The following is a 17,583-nucleotide window of genomic DNA, read 5'->3' as shown; positions in this document are numbered from 1 at the left end:
CGTTATAGTTATAATGATTAAAAAGCCAATCTGGTGTGGTTATTGTCGATAATATTCTCGATCAAAAACACTGCCAATCAAAAACATTACCAATCAGATAAGCTTTGCTAGAGCTTCTGAGGCACGTTTGATGTCTAAGAATATCAAACCCAGCTTCGCATTTGGTTTTGCCATAATGGTAAGCACCGCTTCTTCTCCAGAAGAGGTCATGATTACGTAGCCTTTTTCGCCTTGAATCATAATACGGTCGATACTGCCACGTGCCAGCTCACGTCCTGCGCGGTCACCCAATGACAATAAAGCCGCTGACATAGCGCCAACGCGGTCTTCATCAACGCCAGTTGGTAGGGCTGAAGCAATCATAAGGCCATCGTTAGAAATGAGGGCAGATGCTTCAACATCCGCTGAGGAACTGTTTAGGTCTTCCAAGATTTGCTGGAACGAGTCTGTACGCATATCGATTTCTCTATACTGGTTGTTGGTTTATATTGATGAGATAGTAGAGTTGGCCAAAAATACCCTCACTTCAATAAAGGTATTGTAATTCCTTGCTAACAATATTGATATAGTAATTGTTAATTTAATTCGAAATTCTCGATATTTTTTTACCGTTTATATTTGACTTTTTGCCTTTGAATCTATGATTTATATGAGGAAACTGAGATAAAAGAATGGGTTATATGATTAAATCTACTGCAAGTTAGATGCGATGTTAAATGTGATGATTTTATGTGCTTATTTATTCCACGAGTTTTTGTAATAACATAAAGTAGGAGTCTACTGATGTACATATATAAAAAGCCCCAATCATCTAATGACTGGGGCTTTTTGAATTACCATAAAAAAAACGATATTAGTTATATTTTTTCCCGCCACTTGCCTTGAGACATAATGCCTTGAATAGGGTTGAGGCCTATCTGATAGCACAAATCGGCAGGGCGGGTAATATCCCATAATGCCAAATCCGCATCATAGCCCACTTCTATTTTACCTTTTTGGGTTAAGCCTAGTGCTTGCGCGGCATGAACCGTTGTTCCTGACAGTACTTCTTCAGGTGTGAGATAAAACAGCGTACAGCCCATGTTCATCGCCAATAATAGCGATGTCAACGGTGATGTACCCGGATTGCAATCGGTTGAAATCGCCATAGGCACTTGGTGTTTACGTAGGGCGTCAATCGGTGGCAGCTTGGTATCACGCAAAGTATAAAACGCGCCCGGCAATAAGACAGCGACCGTATTGCTTACCGCCATCTTTTTGATATCGTCTTCTGATAAGTGCTCAAGATGATCGCTTGATAGGCCCTGATATTCGGCAACTAATGCACTACCGCCTATGTCAGATAACTGCTCAGAATGCAGTTTGACTGGTAATCCCAATGCGCGTGCGACTTCAAAGACGCGCTTGATTTGTTCGGCACTAAAGGCAATGCTTTCACAGAAACCATCGACTGCGTCGACCAAGCCTTCTGAATGTAGGATTGGCAGCCATTCGCAAACTTGCTTGATATAGTCATCTGCACGGCCTTTGTATTCAGGTGGCAGGGCATGAGCGGCGAGGTAGGTAGTGCTGACATGAATGTCATACTTTTCGCCCAGCTGGCGAGCGACTGTTAGCATTTTACGTTCAGTGTCTAAATCCAAACCATAACCAGATTTGATTTCGATGCTGGTTACGCCTTCTTTTATGAGCGCGAGCAGGCGCTTTTCACTTTGGGCAAATAGTGTCTCAATGCTAGCCTCACGAGTGGCGCTAACGGTCGCGACAATACCGCCACCTTGTGCTGCGATATCTTGGTAACTGGCACCATGCAGACGTGCTTCGAACTCATTGCTGCGATTGCCACCATAAACAATATGAGTGTGACAATCGATCAATCCGGGTGTAAGCCAATTGCCATTAGCATTTGTGATTTGATGGCTTTGATATTGAGTGAGATACGCTTCGATTTGAGTATGTGCACCAATCCACGCAATTTTTTCTTCTTTGATACCGATAGCCGCATTCTCTAACTGGCCATAAGGCGTGCTTTTTGCCAATGGGCTATTGGCTGATATCGATTCATTTTCCTTGGTGTCAATATTGTTGTTGGTATGGAGATCAAAACCATACTGTGCTGAAAATGTGGCCAGATTGACATTGATAATAATGTGGTCAAACGACACCATACATCTATCGTCAATAGATGCGTGATTCATTGTGTTTGTCGTATTCGCCATGATGTGCTCCTGATTATTTTGCCAGCAAATGCTGCTCGCTAATAGTCGCCAATAGACGGGCAGCGACCTTACAACTACGATTATCCACATCAAAGGTAGGGTTGATTTCAGCGATATCGGCCACTTTTACTTTGCCTGATGCCATGATCAGTTTGACCGCGCGCTCAACGAAAATCAGCCCAATACCGTAAGCCGCTGGCGCACTGACGCCAGGAACAACACTTGATGGTAAGCAATCCATATCAATGGTCATGTAGAGCACATCGACGTGACGGATAAATGTTTCAATTTGCTTGGCAAGCATATCCCACGTTTGATGATGACAGTCCTCATCACTGATGATATGGACGCCCAATTGCTCAGCGCGATCAAAGAGGGCAGCGGTATTAGAAAAGCGACTGACGCCAATGCAGCAATAATTAAACGGCTGATTGTGTTCGGCAAGGTGTTCGGCAATTTGGCGAAACGGTGTACCAGACGTTGCCACATCAGACTGGCGGATATCAAGATGAGCATCAAAATTAATAATGCCTATAATTGGTGCTTTATCAACCGTTACATCGTCTGCTTTTGACAGCGTCTGCCACAATCCTAAAAAGCTGCCATATGCAATGGCATGACCACCGCCAAGTCCGATGGGCAGACCGCCTTGCTGAATAATATGGCTTACTTTATCGGCATACTTTATTTGAGCTTGCTCAAGGATACTCGCAGCAAAATCATCATTATCATGACAATGGATATCCCCAGCATCACCCAATAGGGTTGGCAATTGACCCTCAAAGCGTTGTTGCAATTCGGCAATGACTGGTAGCGTGGCAAATGCCTGACGAATCAAGGGCGGCGCGGCTCTTGCACCCACGCGTCCTTGGTTGCGCCTAACCCCTTGATCACACGCAAAACCAATCAGCCCAATACATTGCTGCTCGTAGGGCTGTGCCAGCTGATACCAGTAGCGAGCGCGGTCGGTTTCAAACGGCTCTGCGCGTCCTGTCCAGCGAGTCATATCCGCGAGAGTGTGGTTAATAGTTGCTATGGTCATCGCCGATTTCCTTCTATTTGGACTCATACCAGTCATGGCGCAGTTCTTGCCAATGCTCAGCGAGCGTGCCATCTAACACCAGCTGTTTCGCCGCTTCGATATCAGGGGCGAGATAGCGATCCTTATCATAAAAAGTCACTTGCGCACGTAGTTTTTGATGTGTTGTTTTCAGCATCTCTGAGGTCTCAAGTCCGCGATGAAAATCGATACCTTGACCAGCTGCCAGTAGTTCAATACCGATAATAGTTGCCGTGTTTTGAGCCATCTCATATAGACGGCGTGCGCAGTAAGTTGCCATGGACACATGGTCTTCTTGGTTGGCAGAAGTCGGGATACTATCAACGCTACCTGGATGAGCGATAGATTTGTTTTCAGATGCCAGCGCTGCGGCAGTTACATGGGCAATCATAAAGCCTGAGTTCACCCCAGCATTATCAACCAAGAATGGCGGTAAGCCACCTGATAAAGTCGCATCGATTAGTAAGGCGATGCGGCGCTCAGACATAGAACCAATCTCAGCGATTGCCAAGGCCAAAATGTCAGCGGCAAAGGCAACTGGCTCAGCATGGAAGTTACCACCTGAGATTGCCACAGGGCCATCATCGTTATTGAAGATAAGTGGGTTATCAGTCACCGCGTTTGATTCGATTAATAAGGTTTTGCCTGCTTGGTTGATGATATCAAGGCACGCTCCCATGACCTGTGGCTGACAACGCAAGCAGTAAGGATCTTGTACTCTATCGTCTTGCTCGCCATCATGCGAGGCGCGAATGGCACTGCCTTTGATCAACTGGCGGTGCGCTTTGGCGATTTCGATTTGACCATGATGTCCACGAACTTCATGAATACGCGCATCAAATGGCGCGTCTGAGCCTTTAGCGGCGTCGATAGACAAAGAACCGACAATGGTCGCTGTCTCAAGCAAGTTACGCGCTAAGAAATAACCACGTAATGCCAGTGCCGTTGAGACCTGAGTACCGTTGATGAGGGCGAGACCTTCTTTAGCAGCTAGCGTGATTGGCTCCAGTCCGTGCTGTGCCAATGCATCTGCCGCAAGAACTTTTTTGCCAGCGACATAGACATGCCCTTCACCCATCATCGCAAGCGTCATATGCGATAAAGGTGCTAAATCACCAGATGCGCCAACTGAGCCTTTGGCCGGAATGTTGGGAGTGATTTGATTGTTGATCAAACCGAGTAAGCTATCGACGACGGCGCGGCGCACACCAGAGACACCTTGCGCCAAGCTGGCTACCTTCATCACCATAATCAGACGAACTACATTGTCTGGCAGCGCCTCACCAGTGCCCACTGAGTGAGAGACGATCAAGTTATGCTGTAGCAGCTCAAGCTGGTCATCACTGATACGTGTCTTTGCCAATAGGCCAAAACCCGTGTTGATACCATAAGCACTTTTGTCACGTGCAATGATGGCTTGTACGTCTGCGTGTGACGCATCTATCGCTGCATAAGCACTATCAGGTAGTGTCAACGTAACAGGGTGGTCATAAATGTCGCGTAGCATCTCAAAACTGAGTTTACGCGGGTGTAGTGTCATCTCTTTTATAGTCGTCATGCGTATCGTCCTTTATTATTTGTCTTTTAGTATGAATATTTTAAATCATAGAAATCAGTTGGCTGACAATCCGTGATGAATAGCAATACACTGCTATTTAATCATCGGCAGGTTTAGACCATAGTCTTTGGCGGTCTTGATTGCCAGCTCATACCCTGCATCCGCATGACGCATGACACCTGAACCGCAGTCATTGACCAATACACGTGCTAAGCGTTTGGCGGCTGCATCCGTACCATCTGCGACGATGACCATGCCCGAATGCTGCGAGTAACCCATGCCAACACCGCCGCCGTGATGTAGCGATACCCAAGTGGCGCCGCCTGCGACATTGAGCATAGCGTTCAATAGTGCCCAATCAGACACCGCGTCTGAACCATCTTTCATGCTTTCTGTTTCGCGGTTTGGACTGGCGACAGAACCTGTATCTAGATGATCACGACCAATGACAATAGGGCCTTTTAGCTCACCGTTTTTTACCATTTCATTAAATGCCAAGCCTGCTTTGTCACGCTCGCCCAGACCCAACCAGCATATACGAGCAGGCAAACCTTGGAACTGAATACGCTCTTTGGCCATATCAAGCCAGCGATGCACATGAGTGTTTTCAGGGAATAATTCTTTAATCTTCTGGTCAGTTTTATAGATGTCTTCTGGATCACCTGACAGCGCTACCCAGCGGAACGGGCCTTTACCTTGGCAAAACAGCGGACGAATATAAGCGGGGACAAAACCGGGGAAGTTAAAGGCGTCTTTAACACCTTCATCAAACGCCACTTGACGGATGTTATTGCCATAATCAGTCGCTGGAATATCCATCGCTTGTAGGTCTAAAATGGCTTGTACGTGTGTGGCGCAAGATGCAGCAGCTGCTTTGGTTAGTGCGGCATGTTGCTCTGGATCTTCTTGTGCCGCTTTCCATTCTTCAACGCTCCAGCCACTTGGCAGATAGCCATTGATCAAGTCATGGGCTGAGGTCTGATCGGTCACCAAATCAGGCTTCATGCCACCAGCTTTGGCACGCTTGACCATTTCAGGCAAGATATCTGCGGCATTGCCAAGTAGGGCGATTGAGACCGCCTCACCTGCTGCGGTATGCTGCTTAATCAACTCATAAGCATGATCAAGATCGTCTGCTTGCTTATCGACGTAACCGGTACGCAAGCGAAAATCGATACTAGATTGTTGGCATTCGATGTTTAGAGAAGTTGCGCCTGCAAAAGTCGCGGCGAGTGGCTGCGCGCCGCCCATACCACCAAGTCCTGCGGTCAAAATCCAGCGTCCTGCCCAGCTGCCATTATAATGCTGACGACCAGCTTCCACAAAGGTTTCATAAGTGCCTTGGACGATGCCTTGCGTACCAATATAAATCCAGCTACCAGCCGTCATTTGACCGTACATAAACAAGTCTTTGCGATCTAGCTCATTGAAATGCTCCCACGTCGCCCAGCGCGGCACGAGGTTAGAGTTGGCAATCAAGACACGCGGGGCATCTTCATGAGTTTGAAAGACGCCAACGGGTTTGCCAGATTGCACCAGTAATGTCTGGTCATCTTCCAACTCTTTGAGTGACGCCAAAATCTGATCGTAGCTTTCCCAATTACGAGCAGCGCGTCCGATACCACCATATACCACCAAACTTTTTGGGTTTTCGGCCACATCAGGATGCAGATTGTTTTGCAGCATTCGATAAGGCGCTTCGGTCAGCCAGCTTTTGCAATGTAGGGTGCTGCCTGTGGGCGCGGCAATATTACGACTTTCGTCACGGCGGGTAAATTCAGCGTTTTTACGCGTTCCATTCTCGGTTGTCATAACCATTCCTTGTGATTGTTTATACAATTGTCTAATGAGATTGTTTACTTTTACGCAAAGTTGTATATACAAATTATCAAAGATTATTTTTTCATGCAAGCAATTTTTTAGTATTGATTGAATTATTTATAATAGAGAACCGCAAGGTCGGGTGTTTGGATGCAGGGTATGATGATTGTCATGATATTATGGCGCTCTTCTTATGGGCAAAATTGACGGTTAAAGACGGATATGACAAAAACGATTCCGGCGTATCAGCGTATTAAACAGGCGATATTGGATAACATCCATGCGGGCAAATGGCAGGCGGGGAAGGCGATTTCTACCGAAATGGCGTTGGCAGCGGAGTTTGGTGTCTCGCGTATGACGGTCAACCGCGCTCTAAAGGAGCTAAGCGCAGAGCGGGTATTGGAGCGCCGGCAAGGGTCGGGGACGTTTGTCGCGCAGCAGCAATTCAATCATACCTTTGTAGAGGTGCGTAATATTGCCCAAGATTTAAAATCGGCCAATCGCGATTATCAAGCAAAGGTGATGAGCAAGCGCGTGATTACCGCTGATATGCTCGATGATGAACTGCGCCGCAAGTTTGCTATCGAGGCGACAGACGCGTCTACTGATTTGAAAAATACTGATAATACAGTCAGCAATCATAAAGCGTCTGTTTTATATGAAGTAAAAATTGTCCACTTCGCTGACGGTCAACCGATACAGTTTGAAGAACGCTGGGTCGATGCCAAAAAAGTACCAAAATTCATCGAGCAGGATTTTAGCGTGGTCAATACCAGCGATTACTTGATTGCCAAAAGCCCACTGGAGCGCGGCAGTTACACCATTCGTGCATTGGCTGCCCCAGATGAGATTGCGACTGCGCTACAAATTGCACCGCAGTCGCCAACGTTAGTGTTGTGTCGCCAGACCTATTCAGCAGGTCAAGTGCTGACCTTTGTCAAAATGTGGCATGCTGGCGATCGATACCAATTCTCAGGAGAACTGTAATGACCCTACGCATGCTCACTGTTTTTGTACGTTTATTCTTTTTGAAGTGCGCTAGTATGTAAGTGTTGAACACGCCTTAATTGGCAGTGATAGCCTTAAAGTATTTTCTCAAAGCGTTAAAAGTGTAAAATTAATATAAAAACAGTATTGAAAAATATGCTGAATATCCTCAAATCGAGCAACCAAAGCCAAGCAATCTAGAGTATCTGTTGTATGACGATATCTGTTTGTGGGGGTTTTCTCATTATTTGCTGACATTATGTGGTTTCGATTTATTCATCTACTCTTACTCTTATAAGGACGTCTTATGAAACGTCGTACTCTCTTAGCCCTTGCCGCTAGTACTATGCTACTTGCTGCTTGTGGTCAGTCTACTACTAATGACGCTGACAACACTGCGACAGACAGTGCTGCAACAGGCGGATCTGATTTGCTGCAACGTATCAATAACGGCGGCACCATCAATGTCGGTACGGAAGGCACTTATCCACCGTTCACTTATCATGATGAGAGCGGTAAATTGACAGGTTATGATGTCGAAGTCACACGTGCCGTGGCTGACAAATTGGGCGTTGATGTTGAATTTAAAGAAACCCAGTGGGATGCGATGCTGGCAGGTTTGGACTCAAAACGTTTTGATATGGTGGCCAATCAAGTCAGCTTGACCACGCCTGAGCGTCAAGCCAAGTATGACAAAGCCATGGCTTATAGCTGGTCAGGTGCTGTGGTTTTGGCACCAAAGGATGACAACCGTTATAGTTCATGGGACAACCTCAAAGGTCTACGTACCGCACAATCACTCAGCAGTAACTATGGTGAGTTGGCAGAACGTTATGGCGCAGAGATCGTTCCTGTCGATGGTATGGCACAAGCCATCCAACTGGTCAAACAAGACCGTGCTGACTTTACGATGAATGACAATCTTGCGGTATTGGATTATCTAAAAAAATTCCCAGATGCTGAGCTGGAAATCAAACTGACCGCACCTGTCAGTGAGCAAACAGGCTCAGGTTTGGTTTTGTTAAAAGGTGATGACGCAGTCGTAGCAAAATTGGACGAAGCGATGGCGGCATTAGCGGCCGATGGTACGCTCACCAAGCTTAGCGAAGAGTTCTTTGGTGCTGATATCAGCCAACAAAAATAATGTTAGGGTCTATCATGCCAGCTTCTATAATGTCTGTGTCATGGCTAGCTGATTTATTGGCATTATTGCCATTTATGAGCCCTGATCGGGCGCAAATTGTCATCTCATCCTTTTGGCCTATGCTTAAAGGCGCTATCTATTATTCGATACCGCTGGCATTGATTTCATTTGCGATTGGTATGGCTATTGCTCTGACAGTGGCGCTGATTCGTATTGTGCCGCGTGCTGGGTGGTTTCATGAGATTATTTATAGACTTGCTCGTGTTTACGTGTCGGCCATTCGCGGCACGCCGATGCTGGTGCAGCTATTTATTATCTTTTATGGCTTGCCAAGTGTGGGCGTCAAACTTGATCCTTTTCCATCGGCGATCATTGCTTTTTCACTCAATATTGGTGCTTACGCATCAGAGACGGTGCGAGCATCGATCTTGTCCATTCCCAAAGGCCAGTGGGAAGCAGGGTCGACTGTAGGATTGACCTATCTACAAACCTTTCGCCACGTCATTTTACCGCAAGCGCTTCGAGTATCCGTGCCGCCATTATCCAATACCTTTATCAGTTTGGTAAAAGATACGTCATTGGCTTCATTGGTGTTAGTGACTGAGCTGTTTAAGCAAGCACAGATTATCACGGCACGTAACTATGAGTTTATGCTGGTTTATACCGAAGCGGCGATTATTTATTGGGGTATTTGTCTGTTCTTGACCTTTATCCAAGGTAAGCTTGAAACCAGACTCGATCGCTATATCGCAAAATAGACGGACGGTTTCCTGTTTTTTATAACACTATCGCTTCCGTATCCTCCGTACCACAGGAACTTTTATGATCAAAGTCACTAATATTCACAAAGCTTTCGGTGGCAATCAAGTGCTTAAAGGCATCGATTTGACCATCGAAAAAGGCAAGGTGGTGGTAATATTAGGGCCATCAGGGTCGGGTAAAACGACTTTTTTGCGTTGTCTCAATGCGCTGGAAATTCCTGACCAAGGCGTGATAGCCTTTGATGATGGCAGTTTAACGGTTGACTTTGCCACCAAACCGAAGAAAAAAACACTATTGGCGCTGCAACGTAAGTCAGGCATGGTTTTTCAATCTTATAACTTATTTCCGCATAAGACCGCCATCGAAAACTTAATGCTAGGGCCGACGGTCGTTAAGGGACAAACCAAAGCCCAAGCGCGTGAGCAGGCTTTGGTGTTGCTAGAAAAAGTAGGGCTTTCGGACAAAGCCGATCTCTATCCGTTTCAGCTATCGGGTGGGCAACAGCAGCGCATTGGTATTGCTCGTGCGCTCGCTATCGAGCCATCGTTGCTACTGTTTGATGAGCCAACGTCCGCGCTTGATCCTGAGCTGGTACAAGATGTGCTCGGGACTATGAAGCAGTTGGCGTCTGAAGGCTGGACGATGATTGTGGTGACACACGAAATCAATTTTGCACGTGATGTGGCGGATCATGTGGTCTTGATCGAAGACGGCGTTGTCGTCGAAGAGGGCAGTGCTAAGCAGTTGTTTGAGGATTCAAAGCACCCAAGGACACAAGCATTTTTGCAGCGCATCGATCAGAAATAGCTTATGTCGTTGTAACGTGCGCCGCTGTAAAAACGAAAGCCCATTTAGGGCTTTTTTTATGTCTGTCATTTAAATTTGACGCTTATAGTGGGAAGTAGACTGGTAACAGTTGTCATCTATAGATTTGCATTTTTCTAACCTGCTCTATATCATCAATAATATCAACGACCATTTTTTAGTTTGGCCGTCATGAAATCATTTACCATAAGCTCTGTTATGGGAGCAATGGGCATTATCGTTAAGCCGCCTGATCAAAATAACCTAAGTTTGTTTGTACGGATTTGACGGTAGGAGTCATAATTAATGTAGATGAAAATAAGTAATATGTGTATATTAAAGTTTCTTTTTAGGGTTCTGTTACTAGTATGAGGGCATACCAATTGGAACCAAATGGAATCTGATCCCTGTTGTCTATACTTGAGGAATATTGTGGAAACCATCGGCACCCCTTGGCTATATGCCATTTTTTTTGCGATAGTCGCAGTCATGCTACTGATCGACTTTCTAAGCTTTAAGCATAAAGATCCGCCAAAGAGTTCCGACGTAAACGCATTACAAAATGAGCACCAACCTGTATCTATTAAATTGGCTGCTCTATGAAGTATCGCTTGGGTCAGTGTATCTGCTTTGTTCGCAGGCGGATTATGGTGGTATTTAAATACAAATTTAGGCACGGCAGTTGCTAACCAAAAAACCTTAGAGTTCGTGACTGGTTATTTAATCGAAAAATCATTAGCGATTGATAACGTGTTTGTCTGGCTCATGATTTTTGGCGCGTTTGCTGTTCCACCTGCTTTGCAGCGTCGTATACTATTATACGGTGTAATAGGCGCTATTGTTTTACGCACTATTTTTATTCTTGCAGGCGCATGGCTCATTCAAGAGTTTTCATGGGTACTTTATATCTTTGGTGCGTTTTTGGTTTATACCGGTTATAAGTTTTTAAAAGGTGGTCACGACGAACCTGTCGACCTTGAAGAAATGAAGCTATTAAAATGGCTGCGTAAACATATGCGCATTACGCCCACGCTGCGAGGCGAAAAGTTTTTAGTACGTGAAAATGGTCTATTGTGGGCGACACCCATGTTGGTAGTGTTAATTTTAGTCGAAATCTCTGATGTTATTTTTGCGGTTGATTCTATTCCTGCCATTTTTGCCATTACCACCGACCCATTCATTGTATTGAGTGCTAACTTATTCGCTATTTTGGGTTTGCGTGCTATGTTCTTCCTGTTAGCAGGCGCAGCAGCCACAATGCACTACTTACCATATGGGCTAGGCATAATCATGACCTTTATTGGTATAAAAATGCTTCTACTTGATGTATATCATGTTCCAATTGCAGCTTCTTTAGGCTTTATTGCAGTATAGTCGATTCTAAATAAAACAAATACATTATATTCCAACGCTGAACTGGCATAAATTTCTCTGGCTTGCTGTGCCTGCGCAGACAGAGGCTGCGAAAAATTTATGCCAGTCCCGCTGACTCGTTTTTATACTGAACTGACTATAGTGCTAATTATTACTGCATGGATGTCATGGCGCTATGCTAAAAATAATCCGCAGGCGCAGATATAAGCAAATATAGGACTAACTTGATAATTACTTAATATTAAGTTAGTCCTATACATATTAAAGCGTTCTAATATTTTCTAAATGTTAAGAATTGAAGCAGAGAACGTATACCCTATGGCAATCAGTTAATTCACCCTTCAAATCTATTAATAGACCACCCAAAACAGACTACTATAATGGAATCACTTCTATCAGAGTATATTTGATGATTCATAAATAGGTATTGCCGATTCTAAAGGCGCCCAGTATTGCGTTACAAATTTTACTAAGTCACCAACTTATGCAAGAAGTTCATTCTCAAAATGATGATACGCCCTAATCAATCCACAAAAAATAGGCTTGTTCTCGGCTGTCATTTTGCTGAATAAGGGAAACTTTTTTGGCTTGCGTTCTTGGTTAGCGAAATCTATATTGGCGAAAGACGCGCATCATTGATCTATACCTGCATCAAGAAATTCGTTAGCAAACGCTTAGCACCTTCGGTTGCAAAGGATTCTGGATGAAACTGTACGCCCTGAATTGGGTAGTCTTTGTGCTGCAATCCCATGATCTCATCGCCTGCTAGCGCCGACGCAGCCAAGTTTAACTCAGTATGGTTATGATTGGCGACGACGGCAGTGACCGTTAAACAATCTGGTAGCGTATCTGCTTTGACCATCAGTGAATGATAACGCATGATCTCAAGCTCTTGCGGCAGTCCTTGATATATACCTGCCTCATTATGGCGAATCGACGAAACCTTACCATGCATCGGGAGGTTAGCACGTACCACATCACCACCGAACACATGGGCGATACCCTGCATGCCCAAGCAAACACCTAATAGCGGCGTGGTCTTGCCCATCACTTCGATCACCTCGCTACAAACCCCAAAATAAGCGGGATCGTCCGGTGCGCCAGGTCCAGGTGAGATAATGATTCGATCTAGATTCATTGCTTGCACGTCGGCTAGAGTAATCTCATTATTGCGCTTGACGATGACGTTTGCTTTTTTATCATCACCCAGCGTCTGTAAAATCTCGCCAATATATTGGTAAAGATTGAAGGTAAACGAGTCGTAGTTATCGATAATTAAAACATTCATAGTTATAAACTCTTTGATAAAAATAGGGTCAACTTACGGATGCATAAAACTGTCTAATACCACTTTCATTGCTGACAATTTACGCTGGATTTCTAGATATTCATCTGCTGGATTGGAGTCATAGACATTGCCGCCACAGGTTTGCGCGTAGGCCGACTCGCCATTGATAAATAAGCTGCGAATAGGAATGGCAAAAATACAGTCACCGTTGAAATTAAATGACCCAAGCGCGCCGCCATAGGCACCGCGACCGTCTGGCTCTAGCTCGTTAATTACTTTGATGGCTTCCACTTTTGGTGCGCCTGACAACGTACCAGCAGGAAAATTGCTGGCAAGGGCGCTAAACATATCTTCTTCAGGGTGTAAAATACCGACGATCTCAGAGGAGATATGCTGTACGTGTGAGAAGCGTTTGATGTCCATCAGACTACGCACTTTGACCGTACCAAATTGTGCCACACGGCCAATATCATTGCGATGCAAATCAACCAGCATATTGTGCTCGGCAATCTCTTTATCATCATTAAGTAGGGCACGGGCAAGCTTACGGTCTTCGATCACATCGACGCCGCGTTTGGCAGTGCCTGCTAATGGATAGGTTTCCATTTCACCTTGACGCAAGCGAAAGAGCAGCTCAGGGGACGCCCCAATAATGCACTGCTGAGCAAATTTCATAAAGTACATGTGCGGCGATGGATTGACGGTGCGCAGTTTTTCATAAATGGGCATCTTGTCACCAGCGATATGATACTTAGATTTAAACCCCACTTCACACTGAAAGATACGTCCGGAGATGATGTCTTCTTTCACTTGCATTACTACTTTAGCATGTTCTTCTTGACTCATACCGTCACCCAAAAACTCAACCGCAGGTGATTGGTAGCTTGGTATCGGCGCATCAAGTAAGGCTTTGATTTGTTCAATGCGATTGTCTTGTTGTGAGGTCGGATAGTAAAAATAGAAAATCTCGCTCGTCATTTTATCGAGTGTTAAGCCGTCCAAATACACACCGAATTTAAACGGTTCAAAGTCTTCACTCGGCTTAGCATTTAGGCTGGGTTCAAAAAAATTCACACTGTCATAACCTAGATAGCCGACGAGACCACCGCTTTGATCACGGGCAATGACATGCTGCGGGGTAATTTTGCGCAGTAATTGATAAGGGTTGTCGGTTTGATAATGGCGTGTTTCAGCCGTTTTATTATCGGTAATGGCAAGAGTGGTGCGATCTAGTGCCGCAATGGTCATGACCGGATCAAAACCAATGGCATGATGGCGTGAGATGTGGCTTTCTTCGCCCAATGATTCGAGCAAATAACAGGTATCAAAAGCCCCCTCAATGCGTTTAAACAACGCAAAAAAATCAATATCTTGCGTGAGCTTAATCCGCTGCGGCTTGCTGGGAATATCAATCAGTGCAGGTTGGTCATGCTGGGTCGTCAGTGAGGTCATAACAAAGTCCGAAATAATTAAAAGGAGTATCCGCTAAAAATATAGAAAGAATTGTTTAAGAGAGTTGATCCAATTTGAAAGTGGTACAAGTCAACCGAGTGCAGAAATATATGTAGTAATTCAAGCGAGGTTAACGCTGTAACTTTTTTATAGTGAATTGCCTATACGTTAAGAGCTTTGCCTGTGTGTGTTTAGCAAAGCACTGAGGTCGTGAATTTGCATGGCTTTGGCACCGCGTGAGACCGTGGCAATGCCAACACCCAATTGTTCAGATATATCACGCTGCGTGACACCGCGCTCCAGCAAATCAAATATACGAATACGATTGGCAATCTCATGTTGCTCTTTATCCGTCAGCAGGGCACTTAGCAGCTTTTCAATATCTGTATCATCAGTACAACTGGCTAAATGGTTCAATAAACTGCGATATGGATCAGTACTCATAATCGTTAATCTGCATAAAATAAAAGACAAAAGAAAAAAAGATAGAAAGTCATCTTGTATCAGCATTCTAGTACAGTAGTACAGAAAAAACAAGAGAGAAGCATAAGAATAGCCATTATGTCGTCATCGTTGGCTCGTCGATATAATCGACTAAGAGGCGTCCTATCGGTAGAGCATGATTCTCTTGTCCTAAAGCCTAGTAGCCCTTAATGTCCCTAGTTCTATATACCCTTATTAAAAGCCTAGATGGTCTCTATTAATTATTGCCAAATTGTTAATACTTCGTTATTATGCCTCTCGCTGTGAAATGCTAACAATTATCATTAGCATTGTTGTTTGTGTGTGAGGCTTGGGTAGTGTCAAGTTGTCTAAAAAATAGTTTTACAAAAGACCGTTTATCAACGGCTTCTAAAAGTAGTTCTCAACAATAAATAGACTTCAAAAATTCTAATTTCTGATAGTAAATAAAGTGAGTGGGTTATGCGTGAAGTAAAGTTATCTAGTCAATTGACGATGCTGTCCATGGGTGTGGCAGCGGTACTATGGTCGCAAGCGGTCAGTGCCGCCACAGTAGAAGACATACCAAATACCACGTTACAGACCATCACAGTGACGGCTAATAGCTCGGTACGTGATAACGTGCAAGAGGGTTCTGTTTATATAGATGACTACACACCCGCTGCACAAGCAAGCCACTTAAGCGGCTTCTTAGATATAGTGCCAGGTGTTAGTGTTGGTGGTACGTCGTCAGTTAATCAGCGTATACGCGTACGCGGACTTGATGATACCAATCTAAAGGTCACGATTGATGGCGCACGTCAAGAAGGTGCTTTGTTTTATCATATGGGCGATGTCACGATTGATCCAGACTTATTAAAACAAGCAGAAGTTGCGGTTGGCAATAACTCAGTGACACTTGGTAACGATGCCATCGGTGGCGCAGTGGCTTTTGAGACAGTTGATGCCGCAGATTTGCTCAAACCGGGTCAGAAAATTGGTGCAAAACTGCATGCAGGCTATGGCAGTAATAATGATGAGCTGTTGACCTCCGCCACCGTTTATGGTGCACCAGCGAAGAACGTTGATTTACTTGCTTATTATGGCAAGCGTGATGCCAAGGCGGGTGAAGATGGTGAAGGGCGCAAGATTCAAACCGAAGACAGTAAAGGCGAAAACATCCTATTAAAAGCGGGTGCTTACATTGCCAATGACCATCATGTTGGTGCCAGCTTTAGCCGTACTGAAAACAAAGGGAAATTCCCACTACGCCCAGATTTTCCTGCTGGTGGTTGGAACCCCATTATTCCGCAGGAAGTCAAACGCGACACTTATGCGCTTGATTATACGTTTAATCCGGTCAATAAATTAATCGATGTAGACACCAATGTCTATCAATCAAAGACGCAGATTTTGCGTGATGCCGACTATTTAGAAAATCCAGGCTTTGAGTTTGATGCACAGGTTAAAACCACAGGCGCTAAGATACAAAACACCAGTGTGATCGATAGCAGTATCATCGATGGCATCACTGGCACACATAAGCTGATTGCTGGGGTCGAGCATTATAAAAAAGAGTCTGAATATAATAGTGTTCAGCGTGGTACCACCATACCTGTCAGTGGCACGGATGAGGCAAAAAACACCTCGGTCTATTTAGAGGATCAGTGGCAGATAGGCAAACTAAGCGTAACGCCTGGTGTCCGTTATGACCGCTATGAGTCGCCAGAATTCGTTTCTGCTGGAAAAACTTACGACAATGTCGTGGGAGCACTCGCTGCCAGTTATGAGATTGCACCGCGTACGCAGGTTTTTGCCAGCTATACGCAACTGTTTAACGGCCCAGACTTAAGCCAAACTATTTTTAACACAGATGGTGCGGGTACTCATGTCAATAGTGACTTAAAAGCAGAAGAAGGCGCTAACACAGAAGTCGGTATTACCACGACGCTGCGCGACCTGACCCTTGCTGATGATGCGTTGCAACTGAGTGCCAAGTATTTTGAAACCGATATTGAAAATTATATTGAATTTGTGCGCGCGGGTAGCGGTAGAGTTGGTTTAGATTGTGCCACAGGACAATTGGGTGGGCGCTGCCAAGGTGTGATTAATAAAGACGAGGACTATAAAATTAAGGGAGTAGAGCTCGCTGCTGACTATAAAACAAACAACTTTAGCATGGGTCTAAGCTATGAGCGCGCCCGTAGTAAAGGGGATGGAACTGGCTACAACATCTCCTCAGTAAGCGGTAGTAGCTCTGAATCTGGTGACAAGTACATGGTCAATCTTGGTTATGCGCCAACAGATACTACAGAACTTGGCTGGCGCAGTACCTATGTTGCTTCAGTGACGCCTAATACCGCTGATGATGACACCGAAAAACCGAACTATGACGTGCATGATATTTATATGAGCTATACGCCGACTCAATTTGAAGGTCTAAAAGCCACGCTTGGGGTATACAATATTTTTGATGAAACTTATGCCAGCCATGCCTCACGCAATAACGCTTTGGATGATGATTATACGGATTTTGAGATGGGTCGTAACATCAAAACCTCTTTAACGTACCAGTTTTAATATAACAGCCATTTAATGGTGTTTAAAAAGTCAGCTGTCTTTATATGAGAGCTGACTTTTTTATTGCCAGTGAGTTTTTCACTCGGTGATAGT

The 17,583-nt window shown here is 44.8% G+C and carries 13 protein-coding genes and 1 pseudogene; 6 read left to right on the top strand and 8 right to left on the bottom strand.

The genetic code is table 11. From position 1 onward, the window contains the following. Positions 1-93: 93 nt before the first annotated feature. The 5 genes from M917_RS01625 to hutU all read right to left on the bottom strand — a co-directional run bounded on the left by M917_RS01625 (position 94) and on the right by hutU (position 6,649). The gene (locus tag M917_RS01625) at positions 94-456 is read right to left on the bottom strand and encodes a roadblock/LC7 domain-containing protein (RefSeq protein ID WP_040641606.1); all 363 of its coding nucleotides are present in this window, start codon (positions 454-456) and stop codon (positions 94-96) included. Between the two features lie 401 nt (positions 457-857). Then, entirely contained in the window at positions 858-2,219 is a 1,362-nt protein-coding gene (gene hutI, locus M917_RS01620; RefSeq protein WP_040641604.1) for an imidazolonepropionase, read from the bottom strand. A 13-nt stretch (positions 2,220-2,232) separates the two neighbouring features. Beyond that, positions 2,233-3,261 carry a formimidoylglutamase gene (gene hutG, locus M917_RS01615; RefSeq protein ID WP_021813000.1) on the bottom strand — a complete coding sequence of 343 codons (1,029 nt, stop codon included), beginning with the start codon at positions 3,259-3,261 and terminating at the stop codon, positions 2,233-2,235. Between the two features lie 13 nt (positions 3,262-3,274). Next, on the bottom strand, positions 3,275-4,837 hold the full coding sequence (gene hutH, locus M917_RS01610; RefSeq protein WP_021812999.1) for a histidine ammonia-lyase: 1,563 nt from the start codon (positions 4,835-4,837) through the stop codon (positions 3,275-3,277). Positions 4,838-4,930: 93 nt separating this feature from the next. After that, on the bottom strand, positions 4,931-6,649 hold the full coding sequence (gene hutU, locus M917_RS01605; RefSeq protein ID WP_021812998.1) for a urocanate hydratase: 1,719 nt from the start codon (positions 6,647-6,649) through the stop codon (positions 4,931-4,933). 231 nt (positions 6,650-6,880) lie between these two features. Here hutU and M917_RS01600 point away from each other — a divergent pair, with 231 nt between their 5' ends. The 5 genes and pseudogenes from M917_RS01600 to M917_RS01580 all read left to right on the top strand — a co-directional run bounded on the left by M917_RS01600 (position 6,881) and on the right by M917_RS01580 (position 11,729). Beyond that, positions 6,881-7,645 (top strand): UTRA domain-containing protein, encoded by a 765-nt coding sequence (locus M917_RS01600; RefSeq protein ID WP_021812997.1) that lies wholly within the window; start codon positions 6,881-6,883, stop codon positions 7,643-7,645. A 307-nt stretch (positions 7,646-7,952) separates the two neighbouring features. Further along, a complete protein-coding gene (locus M917_RS01595; protein WP_021812996.1) occupies positions 7,953-8,789 on the top strand; it encodes an amino acid ABC transporter substrate-binding protein in 837 nt (278 codons plus the stop codon). Positions 8,790-8,803: 14 nt separating this feature from the next. Further along, positions 8,804-9,547 carry an amino acid ABC transporter permease gene (locus tag M917_RS01590; protein WP_021812995.1) on the top strand — a complete coding sequence of 248 codons (744 nt, stop codon included), beginning with the start codon at positions 8,804-8,806 and terminating at the stop codon, positions 9,545-9,547. 64 nt (positions 9,548-9,611) lie between these two features. Further along, the gene (locus tag M917_RS01585) at positions 9,612-10,358 is read left to right on the top strand and encodes an amino acid ABC transporter ATP-binding protein (protein ID WP_021812994.1); all 747 of its coding nucleotides are present in this window, start codon (positions 9,612-9,614) and stop codon (positions 10,356-10,358) included. A 429-nt stretch (positions 10,359-10,787) separates the two neighbouring features. Further along, positions 10,788-11,729 (top strand): annotated as a pseudogene (locus tag M917_RS01580) (TerC family protein). A 640-nt stretch (positions 11,730-12,369) separates the two neighbouring features. Here the strand turns inward: M917_RS01580 and M917_RS01575 are convergent. The 3 genes from M917_RS01575 to M917_RS01565 all read right to left on the bottom strand — a co-directional run bounded on the left by M917_RS01575 (position 12,370) and on the right by M917_RS01565 (position 14,913). Further along, positions 12,370-13,017, bottom strand: a complete 648-nt coding sequence (locus M917_RS01575) for an anthranilate synthase component II (protein WP_021812992.1) — start codon at positions 13,015-13,017, stop codon at positions 12,370-12,372. A gap of 33 nt (positions 13,018-13,050) precedes the next feature. Continuing rightward, positions 13,051-14,469 carry an anthranilate synthase component I family protein gene (locus M917_RS01570; RefSeq protein WP_021812991.1) on the bottom strand — a complete coding sequence of 473 codons (1,419 nt, stop codon included), beginning with the start codon at positions 14,467-14,469 and terminating at the stop codon, positions 13,051-13,053. A 168-nt stretch (positions 14,470-14,637) separates the two neighbouring features. Continuing rightward, the gene (locus tag M917_RS01565; RefSeq protein WP_021812990.1) at positions 14,638-14,913 is read right to left on the bottom strand and encodes a Trp family transcriptional regulator; all 276 of its coding nucleotides are present in this window, start codon (positions 14,911-14,913) and stop codon (positions 14,638-14,640) included. Positions 14,914-15,393: 480 nt separating this feature from the next. On the opposite strand from M917_RS01565, the gene M917_RS01560 reads away from it, so the two are divergent. Then, positions 15,394-17,490 carry a TonB-dependent receptor domain-containing protein gene (locus M917_RS01560; RefSeq protein ID WP_021812989.1) on the top strand — a complete coding sequence of 699 codons (2,097 nt, stop codon included), beginning with the start codon at positions 15,394-15,396 and terminating at the stop codon, positions 17,488-17,490. Positions 17,491-17,583 lie beyond the last annotated feature (93 nt).

The sequence above is a fragment of the Psychrobacter aquaticus CMS 56 genome, assembly GCF_000471625.1.
Lineage (GTDB): Bacteria > Pseudomonadota > Gammaproteobacteria > Pseudomonadales > Moraxellaceae > Psychrobacter > Psychrobacter aquaticus.
Note: the sequence above shows the minus strand (reverse complement) of the source record. Positions and strands in the feature narration are given on the sequence as shown.

What these genes read in the sequence shown, in the direction of transcription:
- hutG (WP_021813000.1), bottom strand. Translation starts at nt 3,261, where the DNA reads ATGACCATAGCAACTATTAACCACACTCTCGCGGATATGACTCGCTGG.
- M917_RS01570 (WP_021812991.1), bottom strand. Translation starts at nt 14,469, where the DNA reads ATGACCTCACTGACGACCCAGCATGACCAACCTGCACTGATTGATATT.
- M917_RS01595 (WP_021812996.1), top strand. Translation starts at nt 7,953, where the DNA reads ATGAAACGTCGTACTCTCTTAGCCCTTGCCGCTAGTACTATGCTACTT.
- hutU (WP_021812998.1), bottom strand. Translation starts at nt 6,649, where the DNA reads ATGACAACCGAGAATGGAACGCGTAAAAACGCTGAATTTACCCGCCGT.
- M917_RS01565 (WP_021812990.1), bottom strand. Translation starts at nt 14,913, where the DNA reads ATGAGTACTGATCCATATCGCAGTTTATTGAACCATTTAGCCAGTTGT.
- M917_RS01575 (WP_021812992.1), bottom strand. Translation starts at nt 13,017, where the DNA reads ATGAATGTTTTAATTATCGATAACTACGACTCGTTTACCTTCAATCTT.
- M917_RS01585 (WP_021812994.1), top strand. Translation starts at nt 9,612, where the DNA reads ATGATCAAAGTCACTAATATTCACAAAGCTTTCGGTGGCAATCAAGTG.
- hutI (WP_040641604.1), bottom strand. Translation starts at nt 2,219, where the DNA reads ATGGCGAATACGACAAACACAATGAATCACGCATCTATTGACGATAGA.
- M917_RS01625 (WP_040641606.1), bottom strand. Translation starts at nt 456, where the DNA reads ATGCGTACAGACTCGTTCCAGCAAATCTTGGAAGACCTAAACAGTTCC.
- M917_RS01600 (WP_021812997.1), top strand. Translation starts at nt 6,881, where the DNA reads ATGACAAAAACGATTCCGGCGTATCAGCGTATTAAACAGGCGATATTG.
- hutH (WP_021812999.1), bottom strand. Translation starts at nt 4,837, where the DNA reads ATGACGACTATAAAAGAGATGACACTACACCCGCGTAAACTCAGTTTT.
- M917_RS01560 (WP_021812989.1), top strand. Translation starts at nt 15,394, where the DNA reads ATGCGTGAAGTAAAGTTATCTAGTCAATTGACGATGCTGTCCATGGGT.
- M917_RS01590 (WP_021812995.1), top strand. Translation starts at nt 8,804, where the DNA reads ATGCCAGCTTCTATAATGTCTGTGTCATGGCTAGCTGATTTATTGGCA.